The following is a 24000-nucleotide window of genomic DNA, read 5'->3' on the forward strand; positions in this document are numbered from 1 at the left end:
TGACTCGATGGAAGCCACTGTGGACCCTTATCTCGGGGTCCCGATTGGATGCCGATCACCCCGAAAACGGGGTCCTTATTCCATGCCGAAACACACCAACCTCGCAAAGAGCAACTCACAGGCGCTCTGACGACGCAACAAGAAGAGTTCGTGGGCTGATGCCGCTGCTACTCGTTCTAATGTCTATTTTCCTTAGTACGGGTGCGATAGTCTACGCCGCTTGCCGATCTCAACGCCGGCGAGATCGGCGCATGCACAGGCACAATCGCGCCAATTCGCTCAGCTCGCCCCCCGCATTCGACTACCAAAGCGACGGGCATTCTGATCCTTCAGCCGCATAATGAGCCGTCCGCTGCAGCCTCACTCGTGAAGGCCAGGCGACACGCGCCGCCGCTAAAGCGAGCGCCACAAGTTCTGGATTCGGTGTTTCTCGATCGGCTGCTGATCGATTTGATCGATGCCGCGGGGCCGATCCAACGCGACGGCGGACAGATGCGAAAGGCAGTTCTCGACCAGTCGGGTGGTTTTTGCTACACTTTCCTGTAATGCGTCACGCTGGCGCGAATGGCTGACCAGTCACATACCTGGAACATTTCAAAGATTTGCACTGCGCAAAAGTCCTCGAAAGCCTATGCGATCAATCAAAGGTCGTAGTGAGGCAGTAAGTCTACTGTAAATCGTACAAGTGAGGCTCTTATCGTGACCGAGCGCTCTGAACCCCGGAAGGAAGCCCCAAATGTCGTCGGGCCTGAGGTGAGGCCGAGCGTCTTCGTCGTCGACGATGACCTCTCAATGCGCGAATCGCTGGTCAACCTATTTCGTTCGATCGGTCTAGATGTCGTTGCTTACGGATCCGCCCGAGAAATGCTCCAGAGCGAGCTCCCTGATGTTCCTAGCTGCCTTGTGCTTGACATCAGGCTGCCGGGATTGAGCGGCCTTGAGCTCCAGAATGAGTTAGACAAACTGAAGATTCACATTCCCATCATTTTCATCACCGCTCATGGCGATATTCCGATGACCGTCAAAGCCATGAAGAGTGGAGCAATCGATTTTCTCAGCAAGCCGTTTCGCGATCAGGAACTACTCGATGGCGTAGTCGCAGCTATCGAACAGGATCGGAAGAGACGAGGTGTAGACAAGGTGGTCAGCAGGCTGCAGTCCTTGTTTGAGGCACTAAGTCCACGAGAGCAGGATGTGTTGAAACTGGTCGCCGCCGGCCTATTGAACAAACAGGTAGCCGCGGAACTCGGGCTCGCCGAGATTACAATCAAGATCTATCGCGGCCACGTGATGAAGAAGATGGGAGCTCGATCGCTAGCCGATTTGATCAGGATGGCTGAGAGGCTGGGAATTGGGACCGACCGTTTCAGGGTACAAACCTAAGTATGATTTTACAATTTCGTCGTACACGTGCACCCTTCTGCTGGCCGTCATGCTTCGGCCAGCGCCTTCGCCCAACTAAGAACAGGTCGTCTTGTCTAGGTATTCAACTGTTTCCGTTGTTGACGACGATCCTTCGATTCGTGCCGCACTGAACAACCTTTTGAAATCGCAGGGCCACATCGTTCATACGTTTGCATCGGCTGAGGAATTTTTGCGGTCGTCTCAATTGAACGACACGTCCTGTGTCATCGCAGACGTGCAGATGCCCATGATGAGCGGCTTTGAACTTTTGGAACAGATGCGAGCCCAGGGCCATGCTGCACCATTCATCTTGATGACTGCCTTCGCAGATGATCGCACGCGAGCCCGCGCGTTGAGCGCGGGCGTAACCGGTTTTTTTGCCAAACCCTTTGCCTACTTGGCGTTGAGCGCCTGCCTCGATGCATCGCTTCGCGAGCATCGGGGTGGAACGAACGCGTGAAAGATGGGAAGCAGTCTGGACCAAGCCGCAGCCGCGCGGCGCTTACGATGTCGATCAATGCGCGATTGCCCGTGCTTACCGCGTGCCAGTGGCGACCATCGCCTTTTGCCGCATTCCTGTCGTTGTTGTTGCACTTTCGGCATCTGGTTAAAGCACTTGCAACGTCGGGCTCCTGACAAGGCGCCTTTGGTATGATCGCGCAATCTGACGAGGCGAGGCCCTCATCGCTTTAACGAAGGAGCGCCCTAGCCGCGAGCGGTAACCGCTTTTACCGCAAAGCCAGCAGCATTCCCTTATCCGGCACAACGTTCATGCCCTATGATGGGTATTTTGGCTCCGCTCACAGTCCGGCGGATTGTATGCGAAAGGTATTAATGGACGAGAGCAGTGGCACTGATCTTCCAGCCGCCATTCTCGTCGAAACCGTGCAAGGAGAGGGAGGCATTAACGTCGCTGGTAAGGAATGGTTGCAGTAAATTGAGGCTTTGGCAAAAGAGGTCGGAGCTATTTTCATAGTTGACGATATCCAAATGGGCTGTGGCCTTACAGGCGAGTTCTTCAGTTTCGAGTTCGCCGCGTTGTCGCCAGACATTGTTGTAATGTCGAAATCGCTGAGTGGGTACGGTTTGCCACTATCGATGCTCCTGATCAAAGAAGCGATTGACGCATGGGAACCAGGCGAGCACACGGGGACGTTTCGAGGAAACAACCTTGCACTCGTTTCTGGCAAAGCGGCTTTGAATCTGTATTGGCGCAACCAGACGTTCTCGCAACAGGTCCGACGCTTGGGCGCATTTATGCGGCGTCGACTCGATGCTATCGCGCACCAGCACGGAAACAAGTTTGCTGTTCGTGGACGGGGCATGATATGCGGATTCGATTGCAAAACGACCGAAATCGCAGAGGCGACGTCACATAGAGCGTTTGAAAAGAGATTGATTATCGAGCGATGCGGACCGACCGATCAGGTTGTAAAGTTCTTGCCTGCACTTACGATCGACCAAGAAACGTTGGGACAAGGCCTAGACATATTCGAGGAGTCATTGACCGAAACGTTGAATTCAGCCCGAGCAAGCTAAACTTGTAGGCACACGAGAGAAACTGTTGCTAGCGACCGCATCGCCGCACAAGTCACTGGCGTGTGTCCTCGCTTGCCGCCGAAATGGTCAGGAGTTTTGAGGCCATGATCATGAAGGTGAAGCCTGAAGGCCAACGCTATCTGTGATCCGCCGAGTCGGCTGATCCACGGAGAACGCCTGCTGCCCTCCTCGGTCCACAACACGTGAGTGCGAGCAGCACCTTTGACCGCAGAAGCTCGCAGTCGCGAGCGACTCTGGTCGAGCTGGCCTATCTAAGTTTCCAGTCTGAGGTCTGCCGAAGGTGAGCTCGCAGCGGAATGGAGTCAAATGGTGTGGTATGGCTTCTTGGTGGCCACGTGCCCAGCCGCACGGGTGCGGACTTTATTAGGACCGTAGATTGTGCAGCAGCGATCCAGCCTGAGCCGTTTACAGCATAGGTGCAGCAACAATCACTCCGGCGGCCGGCTTTACGACGAAAGCCGTCAAGGAACGAGCGGTGGGGATGTCCCGGGTTCGTTGAATTTCTGAAGAGGTCGGCGTTGCCCACCTTGAGCCGGTAGGCTCGGGGTGCTGATTCCAAAGGAGAGCAACACCATGACGAGAGATATCACACCGGCTGGTTGGCCGGCGACCGGCGCTGGGGACGAAGCATTTGCGGAAGTGCAGGCGAGTGCCCGAGTTCAGCTATCAGAAGCCCCTATTTGGCGTGAGCGCCTCGACGGCAAGCGAAGGTGTCGGACCAAATGTCAACTATGCTGGGCCAATCGAAGAAGCCCGACGCATCTGCCGGGTCCGAGATGCGTCGGGCTGAGTGGGAGACTGAGAGCGCGACAGTCCTCCTCCCAGAACCGTGTCTGCAAGTAGTATGCCGTGCCCGTACTGCTACACCAATATATCAAATTAGATATCTGCCCTGCCACAAAGTTCCGCGAGGCATTCAAAGACGCTCGGCCAGCTCCATCTTCAAGGCCTGACTATTCCCGTTCCAAAAACTACCGCCATCACCTTTCGTTTGGATCAAAATTGAGGCAGAAGAAGCGGACAACGGGCCGCCGGCTCATCAACAACAGATATCTAGATGTTTGATGCATTGCTACGCGGGACTGGAACGATCCCCCCGAGTTCGCGCACGACAGAGGCAAACGATCGAGATCTAAGCTTAGATTTCGCGAAAGGTGCGCTCATTGTTTTGGTGATCGTTGGGCACCTGATTCAGTATGTCATCTACCGAGACGACGGGTTTTGGTATTCGCCGTACTACAAATCGATCTATATGTTTCACATGCCACTCTTTATGGCGATAAGCGGATATCTTTCTTCTCGATCGCTGCTGCAAAAGTCGTTCACTCGAGCCGCCAGCGACCGTGCGAAGCAGCTCTTGCTGCCGATGCTGTTTTGGTGGACGTTCATGGAGACAGCTAAGCTGGCGGCATTGTGGCGCGCAACCAGCGTAACGAGCGGACTTTTGGAATTTGTAGACGATTTCGCTGGCACATACTGGTTCATCTGGGCGACGTTTGTTTCCTATCTTCTCCTCAAGATTTCTACCAAGCTCAACCACCAATCGTGGGTCATATCTGGCTTGGCCATACTGGTCGCACTCGCGCCTCTGACATTCTCCATATCACCCCTGATCAGATTCACTTACCCGTTCTTCTGCTTCGGCTTCTTGCTTGCTCAATCGAGAGAACGATGGACGAGTACATCGCGACATCACAAGCCGCTCCTGATCTTATTTCTCTCGATAGTGACTTGCGTATGCTTTCTAGCATGGGACAAGGACACCTATGTCTACAATAATCTTGGGGTAATCCACGATTTTCGGTCGGCTAAAAACGTGCTTCTGATGTTTGTTGGCTCTGCAGCGGCCTCAGCAATCGCTATCGAACTCCTGCTGCAATGCTGGAGCATTGGCCGTTCAAATCGAATGGCCCGCTTTATCGCTGTGGAGTTGGGCCAGACCACGCTGCTGCTCTACCTGGTCCAGGGTACCGTGTTCCGTCTCATGGATTTCGTACAGTTCGGAAACCTTTGGGATCTCACGACCCGGTCGATCATCGCGGGTATGCTCGGGGCAACGATTATTGCGATCGCGCTAACGGTGCGCTCGATTGTTCGCGGCGTTCCATATCTATCGCAACTCGTCCTCGGAATGCCGCCACGCTCAGGTCTTCCGCAAGCAAAACCTGCAATGAACTAGCTGTATGCATTTGTACGGCAGGGTATTGCGATAGCATCGACTTGTGACGCCGCAGGAATAACGTTCGAACCCAGATCCGGCGGCGACGGCGTGCCGCCGGTCGAGCCGGTCATCGGCATAAGAGCAACCCCATCGAAGCGTGCATTGGTGAGGGTTTGCATGGCACCGGCGAACTCAGCCCATTGCGTCCATCCAAATAAGATCGACTGCCCTGAGATTAGCTTCGCTGCACCAATCGTCTAGCCGCCGGGTTTCGACCCAGATCTGGCGATCGAACCTAATCCAATCACACTCGGCGAGATGTTTTTTCGAGTGCCGTACTGAACCCGAGACGTAAGCGCTGTACGCATCCGGTGACGGCCCCCGGTCAGGTCGCCTTGGGCGGATGGCTGATTTGCGCTCAAGCAGCGTGGGCGACGCTCTGGGGGCGCCAATTCCAAGGTAGAAGTTCGTGGATGCGCTTGGCGGGTTGATCCGGCAGGCGGGCCAGCACGTCGGCAAGCCAAGCCTGTGGATCAATGTCGTTGAGCTTGGCGGTGGCGATGAGGGTGTAGATCGCAGCCGCACGCCGGCCGCCCTCATCGGAGCCGGCGAAGGTCCAATTTCTTCTGCCGACGGCGACAGTCCGTAGCTCGCGCTCGGCGGCATTGTTCGACATGCACAGGCGCCCGTCATCAAGGAAGCGAGTAAATGCATCCCAGCGGCTGAGGCAGTAATTGATCGCCTTGGCCGTATCATTGCTCCTGGAGAGCTTGGCGCGCTGTTCGCGCAACCACGCCTGCAGCTCGACGATCAGAAGGCGGCGGCTACGCTCCTGGCGCACGCGCAGGCGCTCCTGCGGAGCAAGACCGTTGATCTCACGTTCGATGGCGAACAGGATATCGATGCGCTTGACCGCTTCGGCCGCAATCGGCGCTTGGCTTAGCCGTGCGAGATCAAAGAACTTGCGCCTGCCATGCGCCCAGCATGCGGCCTCGACGATTTGGCCTCCTTTGCGATTGGGCTCGTAGAGCCTGCTGAACCCGGCGTAGGCGTCGGCCTGCATCAGTCCGGCATAGCCCGCCAGATGCTGTTCCGGATGTTCGCCGCTGCGATCCGGCGAGTAGAAGAACACGGCGCCGGTGGATCTGGCCCGGCAAACGGGCGGTCGTCCCGTACATAGGTCCAAAGCCGGCCGGTTCGCGTCTTGCCCTTGGCCAGGACCGGCACCGTGGTGTCGTCGGCGTGGACGCGCTCGGCCGCAAAGACATGGCTCCGGATCGCACCGACCAGCGGCATCAGGGCTGCCGCGGAGGCACCCACCCAGTCCGCGAGCGTCGATACGTCGAGGTCGATGCCTTCACGTTGGTAGACATCGCTCTGACGATTGAGCGGCAGGTGCAGGCCGTACTTGGCGAACAGGATATGGGCGAGCAGCTTCGGCCCTGCACGCCCCCGCGCAATCGGGTGCGAGGGAGCCGGTGGCTGGGTGATCGCTTCGCAGGCCCGGCAGACGAACTTCTCACGCACATGCTGGATCACCTTCCACTGGCGTGGAACGAGCTCCAGCGTCTCGGTCATGTCCTCGCCGAGCTTGCGCAATCGGTTGTCGCCACAGCATGGGCAGGTCGCCGGCACCGGATAGACAATGCGCTCCCGCAGCAAATGCTCCGGCAGCGGCCGGCGCGCCGGCTTGCGGCGCTCGAACGATGGCACCGTAATCTTGCCGGCTGCCGCCATCTGCACCGCTGTCTCGGCTTGTGCGGCGTTCGCCTCGAGATCGGCGAGCTGCAGCTCGAGCTGGTCCAGCAATGCGCCGCGCTCCGAGGACTGTCCGAACTGCTCGTGCCGCAGCTTCCTGATCGTGAGCTTGAGCTTCTCGATCAGCAATATCTGCGCCTGGGCATCCGCCTCTGCGGCCAGGCGGGCCGTTCGCTCGGCGCGCAGCATCGCCTTCAGCGTGGTCACATCGTCAGGGAAAGAATCATCGGCGCCCATGCCAACCAGAGAATCATAACTTGCCGTCGCTGTCCGAACCGCCGATCGTGGTATCGATTCAAATCCTGGCGATCAGCCGGCCGCCTGCGGCCGCCACGTGTGTTGCGGCATCCGCCAGTCAATGCCCTCCAGAAGATAGCCAAGCTGGGCCGGGGTGATGGTCACCACGCCATCCGCCGGCGACGGCCAGAGGAAACGGCCGCGTTCCAGCCGCTTGGCGTAGAGCGACATGCCCAACCCATCGTGCCAAAGGATCTTGATCAGCTTGCCGCTCTTGCCGCGGAACACATAGAGGTCGCCGCCGTGCGGGTCGCGCATGAAGGCTTCCTGCACCAGCACGGCCAGCGAGTTCATGCCGCGGCGCATGTCGGTGTGGCCAGTCGCAATCCACACCCGCACGCCCGACGGAATGGGGATCATCGCGGCCGCCCATCTGCCAGCGCCGCGACCGCGACCTTCAGCGTCGCCGCATCGACCGTGCCCGTGATCCGCATCCGAGTTCCGGCCGCAAACTCGATCTCGATCGTTCCGCCGTCGGCCGACCGGACTGGACCAGGCATCGCTTCCGCGACCACCATCGCCGGTACGAAGCCGGTTTGATCGGCGGCTTCCTTCGACTCGGGGCGAAACGACCGCCGCCATCGCAGCAGCAATGAGCGCGAAACGCCATACCGCCGCGCAGTCGCCGCGACTTGCCGCGGCGCCTGCAAGCTCTCCAGGACGATCTTGAGCTTCTCGTCCTCGGACCAACGCCGCCGCCGGCCGGTGTCCACTACTTCGAGCCGTTCGATTTGGGCACTGCGCCTATCACTGTCCATAAGGACAGTTCTCAACACCGCGCCTCACTTGGCAAGGCGGCCTTCAGCGGACGGATACGTTCGAACCCGATAAGCCAGCGATCCATTTCGAGGACGCGCCTCTAACACTTACCCTGCTTGCGGCGCATTCGAGCGAGGAGCACGTGGTTTAAGGGCCCGGGTCGACCTCTCCACGAGCAGCTCATCCGACTTTTTTCTGCCGAGGGGCTGCAAATCAAATGTGATAATGAGGTAGAACGCAGTTGATCCGTCAGCTCAGGCTGGTGTCCCAGAAAGCTTGCTCAAGAACCGGGACTTTGTCGCGGGCATCGATAAGAGAAGGGCGCTCGGGACCAGCAAACCGCCAGTTTCAACGGCTCCGGCATCTGCTCAGGCGGCTTGTTCACGCACATGCGGGCTTTGCCCGGTCATAGCACCGCCAGTCCAAAGACATGCTTGCGAGCGCGGAAAAGACCGCGGCGGAATGGTCGCCGAACCGAGCCCCGACCTTCTGAGCCATATCGTCGGCGCGCTAGACGCACCATTGTTGTTGATTCCGTGACCACTCGCGAGCAATGAACCGCCAGATGCTTTTCTCTACTGAATTCGTCGTCCGGGGCATATGGCGACAGTGATCGCCGCGATAATCTTCTTCAGGTCCCATATAGCACTGGCCTCATTCATGTAGCGTTTTTTTGTGAACTCAAACAGCACAGAGTCAACATGCGCGCCTTCACTTTTGCTTGCCAGATACCAACTTGATTGTCGAAAAATGGATCAATGATGATAAGTACTGCGCGACAGAGAAGGAATTTCAATGCTTTGTTTGCCCGGCTTGCTCGCGGTTGCACTGGATGAACAGCAAGACTGGAACACTCCTAGGCAAGGACACGAAATGAGGGAAACTCGCTGGCTCACTGCGCGAGTTGATCACGCGGTCACTGTGGAACGCTTCTCGGCCAAACGGTTCTGCTTACCTCCGATCCGCGCCGCAGTTTCATTAGTCGCACCCACGCAATAGAGAAACGCCTGACGAAGGCTGAACGAAGTCTCCCGGACTACAAACTTTCGTATAGTGCTTCAAAACCCTTTCGATGTGGAAGGTTTACCTCTGTACAGTTGAGCGATTGATGCAATGCCTATACAGAGTCCAGAACTCGGCAGTTCGAGAGCGTGACGCTTCCGCATTCGAAAAGGCCAGACGCGATTGACGTCGTCGATCGGGGACCAACATTAGCCTGTGCAGAGCAACGATTTGTCAAACCAAGAGAGCAAACGGCGGGTCGCTCTAGTTACCGGCGTGACTGGACAGGACGGCGCTTATCTGGCCGAATATCTGCTGTCGCTGGGCTATGTCGTGCACGGCATCAAGCGGCGCTCGTCCTCGTTCAACACCGCGCGGGTCGATCATCTCTACCAGGACCCGCATGTCGGCAACGTGCCGTTCCTGATGCACTATGGCGACATGACGGACTCGACCAACCTGATCCGTCTGGTGCAGCAGATCCGGCCGACCGAGATCTACAATCTTGCCGCCCAAAGCCACGTCGCGGTAAGCTTCGAAAGTCCGGAATACACCGCCAATGCCGACGGCATCGGCGTGCTGCGGCTGCTGGAAGCGATCCGCATCCTCGGCATGGAGAAGGAGACGCGGTTCTACCAGGCCTCGACCTCCGAGCTCTATGGCCTGGTGCAGGAGGTCCCGCAGAAGGAGACGACGCCGTTCTATCCGCGCTCGCCCTACGGCGTCGCCAAGCTTTACGGCTACTGGATCACGGTGAACTACCGCGAAGCCTACGGCATGTTCGCGTCCAACGGCATCCTGTTCAACCACGAGAGCCCGATCCGTGGCGAGACCTTTGTGACCCGCAAGATCACCCGCGGCGTCGCGCGTATCGAGGTCGGGCTGGAAGAGACGCTCTATCTCGGCAATCTCGAAGCCAAGCGCGACTGGGGCCATGCCAGGGACTATGTCGAGGGCATGCACAAGATCCTGCAGGCCGACAAGCCCGATGACTTCGTGCTCGCCACCGGCGAGACGCGCTCGGTGCGCGAGATGGTCGAGCTGTCGTTCGCGCATGTCGGCCGCCGCATCGCATGGCGCGGCAAGGGCGTCGAGGAGACCGGCGTCGATGAGAAGAGCGGCAAGACGGTCGTGAAGATCGATCCGACCTATTTCCGCCCCACCGAGGTCGATCTCCTCGTCGGTGACGCCAGCAAGGCGCGCGAGGTGCTTGGCTGGAAGCCGAAGCGGAGCTTTGCAGAGCTCGTTGCGGAGATGATGGCGAGCGATCTGGCGGACGCAAAACGGGAAGCGGCGAGTGGCATACGCACCGTTTGAGCTGACAGGCAAAAGCGTCTACGTCGCCGGCCATCACGGCATGGTCGGCAGCGCGATTGCGCGCCGGCTCGAACGGGAGGACGTCAAGCTCGTCACCGTGGACCGGCGCGAGGTCGATCTCTGCAACCAGGCCGCTGTGTTCGACTGGTTCGCGAAGACGCGGCCGCAAGTGATCTTCCTCGCCGCGGCCAAGGTCGGCGGCATCGTCGCCAACAACACGCTGCGCGCGGAGTTCATCTACGACAACATCACGATCGCGGCCAACGTGATCCAGGCCGCGCATCAGAACGGCGCCGAGAAGCTGATGTTTCTGGGGTCGTCCTGCATCTATCCGAAACTGGCACCACAGCCGCTGCGCGAAGATTCGGTGCTCACGGGTCCGCTGGAGCCGACCAACGAGCCATACGCGATCGCCAAGATCGCCGGGATCAAGATGGCGGAGGCCTATCGCAACCAGTACGGGTGCGACTTCATCAGCGTGATGCCGACCAATCTCTACGGCCCCGGCGACAATTATCATCCCGAATTGAGCCATGTCGTTGCCGCGCTGATCCGCCGCTTCCACGAGGCGAAGGTTGCTGGCGCAAAGAGTGTCGCCGTGTGGGGCACCGGCACGCCGCGGCGCGAGTTCCTCTATGTCGACGACATGGCGGATGCCTGCGTGCACCTGATGAAGAGCTATTCGAGCACGGAGCTGATCAATATCGGCACCGGCCAGGACATCACCATCGCCGAGTTCGCGCGGGTCGTGGCCGAGGTCGTCGGCTACAGCGGCGAGATCGCCTTCGACAGCTCGCGCCCCGACGGCACGCCACGCAAGCTGCTCGACGTCAGCCGCCTCGCAAGCCTCGGCTGGCGCGCGAGGACTTGGCTTGTAGATGGAATGCGACAGACCTACCAGGACTTCTTGGCGGTATCGGGTACATCGGACAAAACGAGAGACTCATGCAGCTGCTAACTGCTGACGGCGCTCATTGTGCGATTGCCGGAAAGTTGCGTTAGGATCTTCCGGCGGATTCGACAGGGCTCCACGTGTTGCTTGGAGCTCGCGCACCTCGGGGTGCCGCGTGCCCGATGGAGGGCAGGAACGGCTAGACTGGCCGATAACTATAGCGAGCGAATTGGTCAGGCGCGCCTTGCGGGACGCTCTGTTTTGAACTTGAGGTAAACTGATTAAATGTGCGGAATTGTCGGCATCTTGGGGCGCGGTCCGGTCGCGGATCGCCTCATCGATTCACTGAAGCGACTGGAATATCGCGGCTACGACTCAGCGGGCATTGGAACGCTCCAAGGAAACCAAATCGAGCTTCGACGCGCCGAGGGCAAGCTGAGGAACCTTGAGGCACGCGTTCGCTGCCATCCGCTCTCAGGCCATGTCGGGATTGGGCACACGCGCTGGGCTACTCATGGCAAGCCGACGGAGCACAATGCTCATCCGCATGCAACAGGCAATGTTGCAGTCGTCCATAACGGCATAATCGAGAATTTCCGCGAGCTGCGCGCGGAGCTAAAACGGCATGGCGCCTGTTTCGCCTCTGAAACAGACACCGAGGTGGTGACGCATCTCATCGACTTTTATCTGAAAGACGGCTGCTCGCCGCAGGAGGCAGTAAAAGCGTCGCTGCCGCGGCTAGTCGGCGCGTTTGCGCTTGCAATCCTGTTCAAGGGTCAACACGATCTCATGATCGGTGCGCGCAAGGGCTCACCACTCGCGATCGGGCATGGCGAAGGCGAAATGTATCTCGGATCGGATGCTATCGCGCTCGCGCCCCTTACCGGCTTGATCACCTACCTTGAGGACGGCGATTGGGCTGTGCTCAACCGCAACTTCAGCGTGGTCTACGACGCACAAGGCACAGTTGTCCGCCGGGAGGTGATGAAATCTGGCGCGTCGTCGGTTCTCGTCGAGAAAGCAAACTACCGCCACTTCATGGCGAAGGAAATCCACGAACAGCCAGAGGTGATCGGGCAGACGCTGGCGCATTACGTCGATATCGCCACCGAGAGCGTGGCACTGCCGCAGGAGCTTCCGTTCGACTTCAACGAGATCGGACATATCTCGATCACGGCTTGTGGTACGGCAGGCTACGCCGGCCATATCGCCAAATACTGGTTCGAGCGGCTGGCTCGTATTCCAGTGGAGCTCGATGTCGCCTCCGAATTTCGCTATCGTGAGGCGCCGATGCGCAAGGGAAATCTTGCTATCTTCATCTCGCAGTCCGGCGAGACGGCCGATACGCTGGCCGCGCTCCGCTATGCCAAATCGCAAGGCCTGCATACCCTCTCGATCGTGAACGTACTGAGTTCGACCATTGCGCGCGAAAGCGGGACAGTGTTGCAGACACTCGCCGGACCTGAAATCGGCGTTGCCTCGACCAAGGCGTTCACATGCCAGCTGGTCGTCCTGGCGGCGCTTGCGGTTGCTGCTGGCAAGGCGCGCGGTGAATTGCCGGAGAGCGACGAGGTCGATCTCGTGCGAGCGCTGATCGAAATTCCGCGGCTAGTTACAGCGGCGCTTGCCAGCGAGCCGCAGATCGAGAAGCTCGCACGCGACATCGCCAAATCGCGTGACGTGCTATATCTCGGTCGCGGCACGTCGTTTCCACTGGCCCTGGAGGGGGCGCTGAAGCTGAAGGAGATCTCCTATATTCACGCCGAGGGCTATGCGGCCGGTGAGCTCAAGCACGGCCCGATCGCCTTGATCGACGAGAGCGTTCCCGTAATCGTCATTGCTCCCTGCGACCGGGTGTTCGAAAAGACCATCTCGAACATGCAGGAGGTTGCCGCACGCGGCGGCAAGATTATCTTGATAACGGACGCTCGGGGAGCCGCAGAGGTATCCATGGATTCACTCGCGACGATTGTGCTGCCGGAGATGGGTACGACATTTACGTCGATTGTCTATGCGATTCCGGTGCAGCTTCTGGCCTACCACACGGCCATCCTGATGGGCACGGACGTCGACCAACCCCGAAATCTCGCGAAATCGGTAACCGTCGAATGAGGCAAGGTGACGTGACCTGGATTTGTCGTGGTCAGATTCCGAATGCGCACAAGCCTCTGTCAGATCGAATTACGATGTGCTGCCCGGCTCCTGGCGCGATGCGACCGCATGGCTTGTGCCGGTTCATGGCCCGGCGTTGAGGTTGGCGGCGTATCCGTCTACCTCTCCGAGATTGCTACTACGGGCAACCGCGGCTTCTACACATCGTTTCGGTCCTCGAGCCAGCAGGTTGCGATCTTTGTCGCGGCTCTTATCGGATATTTTTTGAGCGAAGCTCATTGCCTCCACAGTTGCGAACCGGCGCATTGTCATTCTCGGCCGGTTGGGTGGGTCTTCATGACCAGAAACTCTGGAGTTTCCTCCAGCGTCCGGCGCAGGAAGAAGATAAGCGGAACGATCAAGCAGCCAAGGAAGAATGGGATCCGCCAGCCCCAGGCAGCAACCATTTCGGCCGGAAGTCATGATGATCGCGTATTGCAGCTGTCCTCGCAGAACACGCTCTTGGTGACGCTTTTGGTCGCGGTGACGAACTTCATCTGGAACCCAATTGGCGGCGCGATTTCTGACAGAATCGGTCGGAAGCCGGTCTTGGTGACCATTGCCGGCCTTGCCTTGGTGACTGTATATCCGGCGTTGTCTTGGCTTGTGACCGACCCGAGCTTTGGCAAGATGCTGGCAGTGGAGATGATGTTATCGTTCTACTTTGGCACCTATAGCGGCGCCATGTTGGGCGCTTTGGTCGAAATCGTGCCGAAGCACGTTCGCACAACCTGCTTTTCTTGGCCTTCGCACTCGCCGCAGCTCTCTTTGGCACCTTTACGCCGCTTGCATCGACTTGGCTGATCGATCGGACCGACGACAAGGCTTCGCCGGGTTTCTGGTTGATGTTTGCAGCTTTCCTCGGCATTATCGCCGCACTCACGATTTATCCAGGAAACACCAAGAGAGTTGCGAAGCTGTCGCGACCCCAGCGGTCTAACCGGGCCTTAAGCCCGCAATTTACCCCCGCATTAGCAGCGCGCCCACGGGGACCTTCACGTCCAAGACTGAACTGAACGGGGTGCGTGGCGGTCCTTGCGGTGATCTCACGGTGGTCCGCGTGCCACTCTGCGGGTCACGGTTCTTCGCATGCAAGATCGAGCAGTATCGGGACGAGCCGTCGCTGATGTTGACCGGGAATGGCTGAGCACTACCGCCACGCTCGATTCGTTCTGTAGTCGAGCGGCGCGATGATAACGCTCGCACTTTGCGGTTACTTCAAACACGGCAGAGCTCCCGCGAGGGAGATACATCCCTCGCGCGAGCCCACGTGCGCTGTCAAGCAAACTGAACGGGGCACGTCTTGAGGCTGCATGAATTCCCCAGGTGGACCTAGTGTATCGCAGCTCGCCAAACCTAGCGAGCGGTTGAAAAGATTGAATCGTGCCTGGTGCACCGAGCGACGGGCCAATGCATGACCACGGCCCAGGCCATCGATGCCTCCGATCGATCAGCCGCGACTTCACGCACCGCTAGTTTGCGCGGATGAGGTACCGCGCGCAAGCTGTGCGAGCTCCGTCTCGAGCGTAGGGTTGCGCTTGAACATGGCGTCGATCAACGCTTGCGCCGGCTGCTCGGCCGCTTCCACCCACGTGGCCTTCTCCGCTCGTGCGGAGGGCGCGAAGACACGCTTGACGACGGTCGGCGACCCCCTCAGACCGCATTTGGCCATGTCATCCACGCGGGCAGTTTGAGCGCTCCATTTTACGATTGAGGCACGGGCCGCACGCAAGGCATCGATCATTGCACCGCGACGAATTTGATTGCTTGCCTCTAACATGCTGACGAGACAAGGAAGCTTGGAACGCAGCATCTGGACTCCTCCTTCGCAGCGCCGTTCCGCATCGATCGTGCGTACTTTGAAGTCTAACGCTTTGATTGTGAAAACATATGTAAGCTGCTGGACCCCGAGCCTCTTCGCAATGCCAGGTCCCACCTGCGCCGTATCGCCATCGATAGTCTGCTTGCCGGTGAATATGACGTCTGGTGGGCCATATTCCTTGCCGATATTGCGAATCGCGCACGCCAGCGCGTAACTCGTCGCCAGCGTGTCGGAGCCCGCGAAACTACGATCAGTGAGCAGGACAGCACGATCGGCACCAAATGTCAGCGCCTTTCGGAGAGATTCTTCGGCCGATGGCGGCCCCATTGTGAGAACAGTGATTTCGCCGCCGAACTTGTCTCGTAGCTCGAGCGCAGCTTCCAGTGCGAACAGATCATATGGGTTGATGATTGTCGGCACGCCCTGACGCATGATCGTATTCGTGACAGGATGCACGCGGATTTGTGCGGAGTCGGGCACCTGTTTGATGCAGACGATGCTGTGCATATGCTTCTCCTAAGATGTTGAGCAGGCTCCCCACGAATAGCAACTGTCATACCACCCCAGGCATTTCGCCCATGAGACGAATGCAACGGCTGGAGACTGACGGTGAGACCGTTGTCGGGACTGCGACGGGCTGCGCAAAGCGGACGTGATCTCTCTCTGATCTGAGTCGCGGCAGAAACGGCGCGGCCGCGATCTTGCGCTAGTTCGACACCTAATCACTTCTCATCGGGCGAATACATTGCAAGCCGATGACTAGCACGCGGCTGACGCGAAGAGGGCTTACGCTCCCGGCATGGCCACCCCCAAGCAGAGCACATCGGTTTCGTATCCGCTTCATGGACCAGAGTACCGCCTCTTGCGCACGCTCTCCTACCGCGCCCGACGATCGAGAGAGACGCTAGCCGACTTTTTATTCAGAAGCGCTTGATCTCGATACCGTGCCTTCTCAAGGCATAGCCAATCTGGCGCGGCGTCAGTCCAAGCAGGCGCGCCGCCTTGGCCTGTACCCACCCCGACCTTTCCATCGCCGCGATTACGCGCTCGCGATCTGTGACCTTGGCGGCACCTATGCTAGGTCGGCCGGGTGGCTCTAGCGGCGTCAGTTCGCTACCGACCGGCTGAACGTGTGCCACAGCTTGTGTCGGCGGCATGCTCAGCCTCGCGGGAAGTGAGATTATCGGGCTCTGCTGTCGCGCCACTTGCTCCGGCCCGGGCTTCCATAGCGTGGCGGACAGGCATTGCCCGTGCCAGCAGGCAAAATCGTCTCTTGCGATCGACGATCCGTGCGCCAGGGTCGCGGTCCGCTGCACACAGTTCTCCAGCTCGCGGACATTACCGGGAAATCCGCAATTCATAAGAACGTCAATCGCACTTGAATCGACGACCAGAGCACGGCCGTTCTCATTGTTGAAGTTCTTCAAGAATCGAGCGGCGAGAAGCGGAATATCAGTGCGTCGTTCGCGCAGCGGCGGCAGTAGCAGCGGAACCACGCTAATGCGATAATAGAGATCGGCACGAAAGTCCTTCCTTGCCACCGCCTCTTCAAGATTCTTATTCGTGGCTGCAATCACGCGGACGTCGACTTTGATCGTCTGATTGCCGCCCACCCGCTCGAACTCCTGCTCCTGAAGCACGCGCAGGAGTTTCGCCTGAAACGAAGCCGAGATCTCGCCAATCTCATCCAGAAACAACGTTCCCTTGTCGGCGAGTTCGAAGCGACCCTTGCGCGCGTTGAATGCGCCCGTAAACGCCCCCTTCTCGTGACCGAACAATTCGGATTCCAGCACCGTCTCGGTGAGGGCTGCGCAATTGAGTTTGATAAAGGGGCGTTTGGCGCGGCCTGAACGCTCGTGAATAGCCTTCGCGACCAGCTCTTTGCCGGTACCCGATTCGCCACGCAACAGAACGGTGCTATTCGATTTTGCGATCAGCTCGATCTTCTCAAGCATCGCGCGCAGCGCCGGACTGTCGCCGATAATTCCCTCGACTTGGACCTTCTTACGCTCCCGCCCATGAGGCATGAGCTCGGACGACAGCTGCTTCTGCATCCGGAACTCCTCATCCATAAGCCGCCCGCGGTCGCGCACAAAGGTGCAATGCAGCTTCGCCGTCTGGCCCAGAAGGCTTGCGACCATCGTCAGCAGGCCGAGGTCGTCCTCGAGCTGCGCATGCGTCCCGTTGTCTGCGATGCGGTCGATGCTCAGCGCACCCACAACTTTCTCGTCAATCTCTATGGGAACGCCGATGAACGCAACACACGTATTACCGGCTGCGTCTAGCATCTCGACGTCCGAAGGACTGAAGATCGAATGCAGCGCTACGTTATCGACGACGAGGGGCCGCCCCGTCGCCACAATTTGATCGATTGCTCCTTGCGGCAAGCGGCCCCCGCAACGCGCGTCGCGCCCTTCGCTCCGGACGTCATCTACGATGATCTGGGGCACCCCGTCATGTTCGAACAGACATACGATGCCGCGCCGCATCTGCATGAGCGAGGGCAGACGCTCGATGACGCTCGCCAGTTTGGCTTCGAGCCGGCATAGGCCGGTGAGCGTGTGCGCTATTTCAACGATCGTGCTTAGCGATTTCTCTTGCGACGGCAGAATAGAAGCGGAAGGGTCCGCGTCGGAGGTTGAGTTTGGTCTTTCGCGCAGGGAAACGCTGTCCAGCATAATGACTTCTCCGTTCCTATCTTGATCCCCCCCATCACCTCGATCGGACTTGTTAGACTCGTGTTGCATGCCTGCCTCGATCTGACAACCAGTTCTCAGGGCGGGGGCGAGAGATGACGCCTCTTCATGGCACCCCGGCAGCACTTACAGTGACTAGATCTTCCGCCTTATTCTTTCCAACTCACTGCGCGGATCAGCCCCGGCCAACATGGCTTCCATCGATGAAGCTCAGTTAGCCGGGTTCGCCAGGGACGGATTCACTCACAAGTGTTGCCCGCCATTGATCGGCACTTCGGCGCCAGTGACATAACTTGCCGCATCTGAACATAGGAAGAAAATGACCTTTGCGACCTCTTCGGGTGTACCCACCCGGCGTAGTGGGATCATTGGCACAAGATGCGCTTCCGTGTCAGGCGACAAAATGTCCGTCTTGATTTCGCCGGGCGCGATTGCATTGACGCGAATGCCATGTGAGGCGTAATCGTGCGCCATTTCGCGCGTGAGACAAGCGAGCGCAGCTTTCGACGTGGCATATGCCGTGCCTGCAAATGGATGCACCCGCGCTCCGGCGATCGAAGTCACATTGACGATCGAGCCTGAAGCCGCTTTTAGCTCATCGAACAGACCTTGAGCGAGCAGGATCGGCGCCACCAGATTGAGGTGGAACACGCTCATCCAGGTATCGACTGAGGTCGCCAGCGACGTAAGCCGGGCACCGTTTGGCGCTTTTGGTGAGTTTCCGGCATTGTTTATCAGTCCCTGCAGCGGTGCGCCGGCAAGGCGCTCCTTTATCTGGGCAATCACGCGCGGTAGCGTCCGATGATCGCTTAGGTCGACTTCGATATAGCTATCCCCCTCTGAGTCCCATGGGCAGCGCACCGCGTCGAATGGTTGGCGCGCGCAAGAAATGATGCGCCAACCGGCTTCCGAGAACAATCTTCCGGTGGCGCGACCGATACCGCGCGATGCCCCGGTCAATACCAGCGTCTTCCGCTCACGCAGCGGACGGCCCGCTCCATCGGCGTGAATTGGACCACGCGGGTCCGTTTCCGACGATTTAGCTGCGACCGCATTGTCATCCGATAGACCTAGATTCACACGCGACTCCCTTCCGCTCCCCTCGGCTGTGCACCTGGTGCAGGATCCGGGCCAGAGCGACGCAGGGCACAGGTGGCGCGCTTTTAGGACGCAAATGGCAGGTTCCGAACATCGACCTGTTTGCTTTTCGACACCGGCAACGCCGCAGCAATGGCTGTCGTCGAGCTCCCGCGTTCTGCCCACTGCGTGCGCCACGCCTTCGAGCCGAGAGGCTGGGGTTTCCATGGCGAGCTCACTGCGTCACCACTCCACGAGTGGTCTGTGGCTCATGCGCGCTGACGAGATAGATTAGCTGCCTTTGGCGGAGATCAGGATTCAATGGCCGGTTCGTCCAAGTTTGTCTTCGTCTGGTTACGCGCGGCCGCACATACGGCTCTTGAGCAATATCGATGGGCCACCGGCCGCGCGGTTCATCAGACCTCCGTTCGAAAGGACTCTGCGAGCGAGCATGAACAAGACCGTCGTCCAGAAAACGAGCTGACTGCAAAAGGGTTGCCCAGCAAAGGCAATCCATCTACCGGCTGCGCCTCCTTGCTGCTGGGACATTCTGACGTGACTGTCTGTTACGTCAGATTTCCTCGGCGACCCGGACTGCCATTGCCGTGCTTTTCACCGTCTGGCCAGCGATGGCGGATTTGGCCGGAGGATGACAGAACCATAACCTTTCTGCGCGGCCTTCGACTTACACCGGAGGGCCCGAAGCATTGCGGGGCAAGGCCGCCGGCGCCCGCTGGCATTGGCCTTACGCTTCTGAGTCGTTCGCCCTCCCACCGCACCGCATCCGTGGTAGTGCGCCGGTCAGCCGTCGCTTGCGGGACGGAAATCGCCATCCAACGTTCCTGCGACACGTTGCGAAACTCGACGGTTTCGAAGCAAGCAGCATCAGACCGATGATCTAGCCCGCCATTGTTCAGGCCCACATTCTGGCGCTTCAGCAAGCCGCGAAATGCTCGTTTGGATTATCGATCATGGTCAAGCGCTTCGGATTGCTCTGGTCGAATTCAATAATCCGTGGCACGAGCAGACGGGCATAGCGCGTGAAGGCGCTGGTGGGGGGAAAGCGGATCACGGTAGCGCAGCGCGCAAGAAGATACATGTCGATGAGAGCGGAAGCTCCACCTTCAATTCCCATTTCCGCACTATGCAACGGCCCTGCCCGATCGGCCTGGAAACGTTTTGGTACGGCGAAGACATCGGGAAACAGACCCGATAGGCGATCGAGCACCTGTGCACTGTCCGTGCACAGAAAGACCTTTACGGGCTTTGGATATGGCAAGGCTTTGGCTTTACGGATTGCCATGCAGACCTGACTAAGGGCGAGCTCCGAATCAGCCCAGTACGGCGCATGCTCCATGATATCTTCGCCATTGCCGTGCCGAACATGAACGCCAATGATGCTATGGCCGCTAAAATGTTTCTCATACAAGTCGTCGATCCGCGCTTGTATCTCAGACCTGAGCTTGATGTTCCGAAAGATCAGTCGTTCGGCTTCCTCGCCACAACGCCACATCAGGCAGGCGTCACAGACAATGGTGTTGGCTTCGTTATCTTCTCTTGCTTGGAACAGCTCGGTCAGTTCGTCACGTTCTCGGAAGATCTGCTCATCCGGACGATTAATGCAGTCGACCGATGGCCTATTCCACCACCGCGGGAAGAACGGTCCGGGAAACGAGAGCTGGTTGATCCGGTCATCGCAAATCACCGGTACCCCAGCGATGTCCTCAACCGGCTCGAAGAACACCGGAAAGGCGTTGCTGAACGGTCGGTCGATGTAGCAGGAACCGCGCCAGTCAACGACGAGCGTCCGCCCGGTCCGCTGCGCGTACGACCAGGCTGACGCCAGCGACCAGAGGCAGTCACCAAAGCCGGTACGCCTCCGAGAAATAACAAAGCGTTCCTTGGTCAAGTCATCAAACCCTTCTCGTTGCGCAAGATCAGTTTTGTGTGGCGCCACCTACTCATCTGCGATTCCGATCCACGCCAATGGACGGCTGGTCACCTGGGCGCAAGGCAATCAACCTGCAAGCCCTCCTCCACGGCACCGCGATTGGCAGGTCATGCAAGAGGCCTCCAAAGAGCCCTCTTCCGCATTGCTCACCTTCTACGATCACGCAGTCTTTGACGGATGCAGCCGAATACGGCGCAGATCCCAGAGCCCGCGCAGTTCGTTCACGAGAGCTTCTCGCCTAGTCCTGTCAGAGGTGACCCTGGCGAGAAGATCGGCAAGAACAGCTTCCTTCTCAATTTGCATCAGCATGTCGAACAGGTCATGCGAGATGCGCACGCTGTCCTGGCTGGAGTGACCCATGCGGATCTCGCAGACTGTCTCCTGGCGTTCTCGGCCCGCATGAGCGCGAACTCGGTAAAGAGATACATGGGGCGGCAGTGATACAGCGAGTGCTGTCCAGCTTTCGAGCATTGTTGCCCGCTTCTTGACGAGGAATGAACCGACCACAAGGCCATCAAGCTCGGTCGACAAAAACGCCGTAATCGCATCGGCAACGGAATCTACGATCGGTTCGGCATTGTTGTTGAACGACGTATTAAGCAAAATCGGGACGCCTGTCCGGCTCTTGAACGCGTTGATGAGTTCCCAATAGGAGGCATTGTTCGTGCGGGAAACCGTTTGCAGCCGAGCCGTACCATCAATATGCGTGATCGCGCCCAGCAAAGCACGCTTGGATTCACGCACGCGAACGACGAAATTCATGAAGGGGTATTCTGCGCGACCATCCGGCAGCTCAAAGAACGCGCCCGCATCCTCCTCCAGAACCGATGGCGCAAATGGTCGATAACTCTCGCGCTTCTTGACCATCGCATTGATCCGGTCCTTGTTCGCCGCGGGCCTCGGGTCCGCAAGAATACTGCGGTTGCCGAGCGCACGAGGGCCGAACTCCGACCGGCCCTGTACCCACCCGATCACGGCGCCATCAGCCATCCACTCGGCTGCTCTGGTTGCGACGTCAGCGGTCCGCTCAATCTCGAGGTGTCCGGCCCATCCCTTCAGTTCCTGTTCGATGCTGTCGTCGCTGCCGACATCTGGCCCCCAATAAACCGACTGTAATCGCTCGCGGGGCGCAGGTTGCCCGGCCTCGTTCGACACCATCAGTGCCGCGCCCAATGCGCATCCGGCGTCATGCGCGGCCGGCTGCACGAAGATGTCTTCGAACAGGCCTGAATACAGGAGTTTTCCGTTCAGCGTGCAGTTGTGGGCTACCCCGCCAGCGAGGCACAACCGTTTCATTCCGGTCGACTCACGGTAATGCCGAAGAATGTGAAACACGATCCGCTCCAGCGCCTCCTGCAACGATGCGCTCACGTCTCGATGCTGTTGGGTGAACGGCATTCCCTTTCGCCGGATCTCGATACTGCGCAGCAATGCCGGGCCGATACGTTCGAGGTGAACGCGGTAGCCACCGTTTGCGGAGAGCTCATAAAATTGCGAAAAGAGCTCGCGATAGCGTGCGGGATCTCCGTAAGGAGCCAGTCCCATAACCTTATACTCGTCGAACAGGCCGTAGCCGAGATATCGGATCGTCTCCAGATAGAACAGTCCGAGAGAGTTATTCTCTGGAAACGTCATAAGCTCGGTCATTTCGCTGCCTGACCCGACAGCCAAGAGACCCGACAGGAAGTCGCCACAACCGTCGATCGCGAGGACCAGACTTTCTTCAAAACCCGACATGGCCAGAGCGCTCACGGCGTGGGCCTGATGGTGGCCTACGAATGACACCCGGGAAGGATCCACTTGGGTACCGAACTCCGTGGCTAGAAGGTGCCGTAGCAGCAGATTCGCGTCTAGGGGAATTGAGATTTCCGGTTGTGAGATGAACAACCGTTCGAGCATTGCATTGCAATAGGCTTCAGTAGCGTAGAACGCAATACGATCGACGTCGCGAAGCTCCACACCCGCGGCTGCAAGACAGTATTCGATCGCACTGCTCGGGAGCTTGTTTGAATGTTTGATCCGGTTGAGGCGCTCCTCTTCCACGGCAGCGATCACGCGCCCGTCCTTGACAAGTACCGCGGCGCCGTCGTGCAGAAACGTGTCCGGTAGTCCAAGGGGGTTTTCATAGACCTTGTCGAGGCCGCCACTCAATCCTAGACACAGCATCTTGTTCTCCGTTAATCCTGAGAGGCCTGTCGGCCTATTTCGTATCGCTTGCTTTGGGAGTAGGCCGCACGTCCCCGCGGGGCCGATCAGGCATCGCTAGCTGACGAGACGCATTTAAGCGTCGCACGCGATTGGAAGTTCGCTACGCCCGATATCTCCTCTCGCACACGCGATGCTTCGCTTTAGGTCTTGTTCGTCTCACCGCATCAAGCGCTGCCGAAGCAGCACGGCCGAGACGAGGAAGGGAAATGCTGCGAAGATGCAAAGTGCGCCCACATGCAATCCGACGCTCTCGACCGGCCGACCGAGCATTGCTGGACGAATGAGATCGACCGAATGAGTCAGCGGCAATAAGGCCGCGATGCGTTGAAATGAACCGGGCAACTGGCTCATTGGGAAGATCGTCCCGCTCAAATACATCATGGGCGTGAGAATGAGCGACTGGTAGAAGATGAAGTAGTCGTGGCTCGGTGCAAGTGCTGAAACGACCATTGCAAGGCTCGCGAAAGTAACGCCAGTGAGGGCGATGGCTGGTAACGCATAGGGGATGGATGACCACTCTGCGTAACCCAGCGCGACGGCGACAATCGTGATCGCCGTCCCGGCGAGCAAGGCCTTGCTCGCTGCCCATGCCACTTCACCAAGAACAATGTCGCCGAGCGTAAGGGGCGTACAGAGCATTGCCTCCCACGTGCAATTTGTCTGCATGCGAGCGTAAGCCGCATAGATCGTTTCGAAGGTTGCGGAGACCATCGCGCTTGTGGCGACCATGCCAGCCGCCAGAAACGATATGTATGAGGTCCCCTCAACGCCACCTATGATCATTCCAAGGCCAAAACCGAGACCGAACAGAGAGCTCATCGGCTCGGCCAGATTCCCAAGAACCGATGCCAGAGCGACTTTCCGCCAGACCAGAAAATTGCGGCGCCATACCGCGATCCAGTTCCATGGATTAGCAGGGAGCGCCGGCGCAAAGCGTTGCCACAT

Annotated in this window: 16 protein-coding genes and 3 pseudogenes; 9 read left to right on the top strand and 10 right to left on the bottom strand. The window is 58.6% G+C overall.

Features of this window, described 5'->3' with window-relative positions; translation table 11 throughout:
* Positions 1–699 precede the first annotated feature (699 nt).
* The 4 genes from ABIB99_RS42890 to nolL all read left to right on the top strand — a co-directional run bounded on the left by ABIB99_RS42890 (position 700) and on the right by nolL (position 5143).
* A complete protein-coding gene (locus tag ABIB99_RS42890; protein ID WP_247457863.1) occupies positions 700–1383 on the top strand; it encodes a response regulator transcription factor in 684 nt (227 codons plus the stop codon).
* 91 nt (positions 1384–1474) lie between these two features.
* On the top strand, positions 1475–1864 hold the full coding sequence (locus tag ABIB99_RS42895) for a response regulator transcription factor (protein WP_247457864.1): 390 nt from the start codon (positions 1475–1477) through the stop codon (positions 1862–1864).
* 485 nt (positions 1865–2349) lie between these two features.
* Entirely contained in the window at positions 2350–2943 is a 594-nt protein-coding gene (locus ABIB99_RS42900; protein ID WP_247457865.1) for an aminotransferase class III-fold pyridoxal phosphate-dependent enzyme, read from the top strand.
* Positions 2944–4021: 1078 nt separating this feature from the next.
* Positions 4022–5143, top strand: coding sequence for a nodulation factor fucose acetyltransferase NolL (nolL, locus tag ABIB99_RS42905; protein WP_354116732.1), 1122 nt, complete (start codon positions 4022–4024; stop codon positions 5141–5143).
* 400 nt (positions 5144–5543) lie between these two features.
* On the opposite strand, the gene tnpC is transcribed toward nolL, so the two are convergent.
* From tnpC to tnpA, 3 genes are all read right to left on the bottom strand, one after another.
* Positions 5544–7120, bottom strand: a protein-coding gene (gene tnpC, locus ABIB99_RS42910; protein WP_502917564.1) for an IS66 family transposase whose coding sequence is annotated in 2 segments (ribosomal slippage) — positions 5544–6262 and positions 6262–7120 — 1578 coding nt in all. Because the reading frame shifts where the segments join, the coding sequence is not laid out codon by codon here.
* Positions 7121–7192: 72 nt separating this feature from the next.
* Positions 7193–7540 (bottom strand): IS66 family insertion sequence element accessory protein TnpB, encoded by a 348-nt coding sequence (gene tnpB / locus ABIB99_RS42915; protein ID WP_247457868.1) that lies wholly within the window; start codon positions 7538–7540, stop codon positions 7193–7195.
* A complete protein-coding gene (gene tnpA, locus ABIB99_RS42920; RefSeq protein WP_247457869.1) occupies positions 7537–7938 on the bottom strand; it encodes an IS66-like element accessory protein TnpA in 402 nt (133 codons plus the stop codon). The genes tnpB and tnpA overlap by 4 nt, the downstream gene beginning before the upstream one ends.
* A 1234-nt stretch (positions 7939–9172) precedes the next feature.
* Here tnpA and gmd point away from each other — a divergent pair.
* From gmd to ABIB99_RS42940, 4 genes and pseudogenes are all read left to right on the top strand, one after another.
* Positions 9173–10258, top strand: a complete 1086-nt coding sequence (gmd, locus tag ABIB99_RS42925) for a GDP-mannose 4,6-dehydratase (protein WP_354116723.1) — start codon at positions 9173–9175, stop codon at positions 10256–10258.
* A complete protein-coding gene (gene fcl, locus ABIB99_RS42930) occupies positions 10239–11216 on the top strand; it encodes a GDP-L-fucose synthase (RefSeq protein WP_354116724.1) in 978 nt (325 codons plus the stop codon). The genes gmd and fcl overlap by 20 nt, the downstream gene beginning before the upstream one ends.
* A 219-nt stretch (positions 11217–11435) precedes the next feature.
* Positions 11436–13262, top strand: a complete 1827-nt coding sequence (glmS, locus tag ABIB99_RS42935; protein ID WP_247457872.1) for a glutamine--fructose-6-phosphate transaminase (isomerizing) — start codon at positions 11436–11438, stop codon at positions 13260–13262.
* 132 nt (positions 13263–13394) lie between these two features.
* Positions 13395–13536, top strand: a pseudogene (locus ABIB99_RS42940) (MFS transporter); the annotation flags it as partial.
* Positions 13537–13573: 37 nt separating this feature from the next.
* Here ABIB99_RS42940 and ABIB99_RS42945 read toward each other — a convergent pair.
* Positions 13574–13720: pseudogene (locus ABIB99_RS42945) on the bottom strand (MFS transporter); the annotation flags it as partial.
* 13 nt (positions 13721–13733) lie between these two features.
* On the opposite strand from ABIB99_RS42945, the pseudogene ABIB99_RS42950 reads away from it, so the two are divergent.
* Positions 13734–14317: pseudogene (locus ABIB99_RS42950) on the top strand (MFS transporter); the annotation flags it as partial.
* Positions 14318–14763: 446 nt separating this feature from the next.
* Here the strand turns inward: ABIB99_RS42950 and ABIB99_RS42955 are convergent.
* The 6 genes from ABIB99_RS42955 to ABIB99_RS42980 all read right to left on the bottom strand — a co-directional run bounded on the left by ABIB99_RS42955 (position 14764) and on the right by ABIB99_RS42980 (position 24000).
* Positions 14764–15630, bottom strand: coding sequence for an electron transfer flavoprotein subunit beta/FixA family protein (locus tag ABIB99_RS42955; RefSeq protein WP_247457873.1), 867 nt, complete (start codon positions 15628–15630; stop codon positions 14764–14766).
* A gap of 413 nt (positions 15631–16043) precedes the next feature.
* Positions 16044–17801, bottom strand: a complete 1758-nt coding sequence (nifA, locus tag ABIB99_RS42960) for a nif-specific transcriptional activator NifA (protein WP_247457874.1) — start codon at positions 17799–17801, stop codon at positions 16044–16046.
* 261 nt (positions 17802–18062) lie between these two features.
* Entirely contained in the window at positions 18063–18899 is an 837-nt protein-coding gene (locus ABIB99_RS42965; RefSeq protein WP_247457875.1) for an SDR family NAD(P)-dependent oxidoreductase, read from the bottom strand.
* A gap of 931 nt (positions 18900–19830) precedes the next feature.
* Positions 19831–20805 carry a nodulation protein NodZ gene (locus tag ABIB99_RS42970; RefSeq protein ID WP_247457876.1) on the bottom strand — a complete coding sequence of 325 codons (975 nt, stop codon included), beginning with the start codon at positions 20803–20805 and terminating at the stop codon, positions 19831–19833.
* A 201-nt stretch (positions 20806–21006) separates the two neighbouring features.
* Positions 21007–23013, bottom strand: a complete 2007-nt coding sequence (locus tag ABIB99_RS42975; protein WP_247457877.1) for a carbamoyltransferase family protein — start codon at positions 23011–23013, stop codon at positions 21007–21009.
* Positions 23014–23211: 198 nt separating this feature from the next.
* Positions 23212–24000 (bottom strand): ABC transporter permease, encoded by a 789-nt coding sequence (locus tag ABIB99_RS42980; RefSeq protein WP_247457878.1) that lies wholly within the window; start codon positions 23998–24000, stop codon positions 23212–23214.

This window comes from Bradyrhizobium sp. LA6.1, from assembly GCF_040547805.1.
In the GTDB taxonomy this organism is placed as follows: Bacteria; Pseudomonadota; Alphaproteobacteria; order Rhizobiales; family Xanthobacteraceae; genus Bradyrhizobium; species Bradyrhizobium barranii.

What these genes read in the sequence shown, in the direction of transcription:
- nolL (WP_354116732.1), top strand. Translation starts at nt 4,022, where the DNA reads ATGTTTGATGCATTGCTACGCGGGACTGGAACGATCCCCCCGAGTTCG.
- tnpB (WP_247457868.1), bottom strand. Translation starts at nt 7,540, where the DNA reads ATGATCCCCATTCCGTCGGGCGTGCGGGTGTGGATTGCGACTGGCCAC.
- tnpA (WP_247457869.1), bottom strand. Translation starts at nt 7,938, where the DNA reads ATGGACAGTGATAGGCGCAGTGCCCAAATCGAACGGCTCGAAGTAGTG.
- glmS (WP_247457872.1), top strand. Translation starts at nt 11,436, where the DNA reads ATGTGCGGAATTGTCGGCATCTTGGGGCGCGGTCCGGTCGCGGATCGC.
- ABIB99_RS42955 (WP_247457873.1), bottom strand. Translation starts at nt 15,630, where the DNA reads ATGCACAGCATCGTCTGCATCAAACAGGTGCCCGACTCCGCACAAATC.
- nifA (WP_247457874.1), bottom strand. Translation starts at nt 17,801, where the DNA reads ATGCTGGACAGCGTTTCCCTGCGCGAAAGACCAAACTCAACCTCCGAC.
- ABIB99_RS42975 (WP_247457877.1), bottom strand. Translation starts at nt 23,013, where the DNA reads ATGCTGTGTCTAGGATTGAGTGGCGGCCTCGACAAGGTCTATGAAAAC.
- ABIB99_RS42980 (WP_247457878.1), bottom strand. Translation starts at nt 24,000, where the DNA reads ATGTGGCAACGCTTTGCGCCGGCGCTCCCTGCTAATCCATGGAACTGG.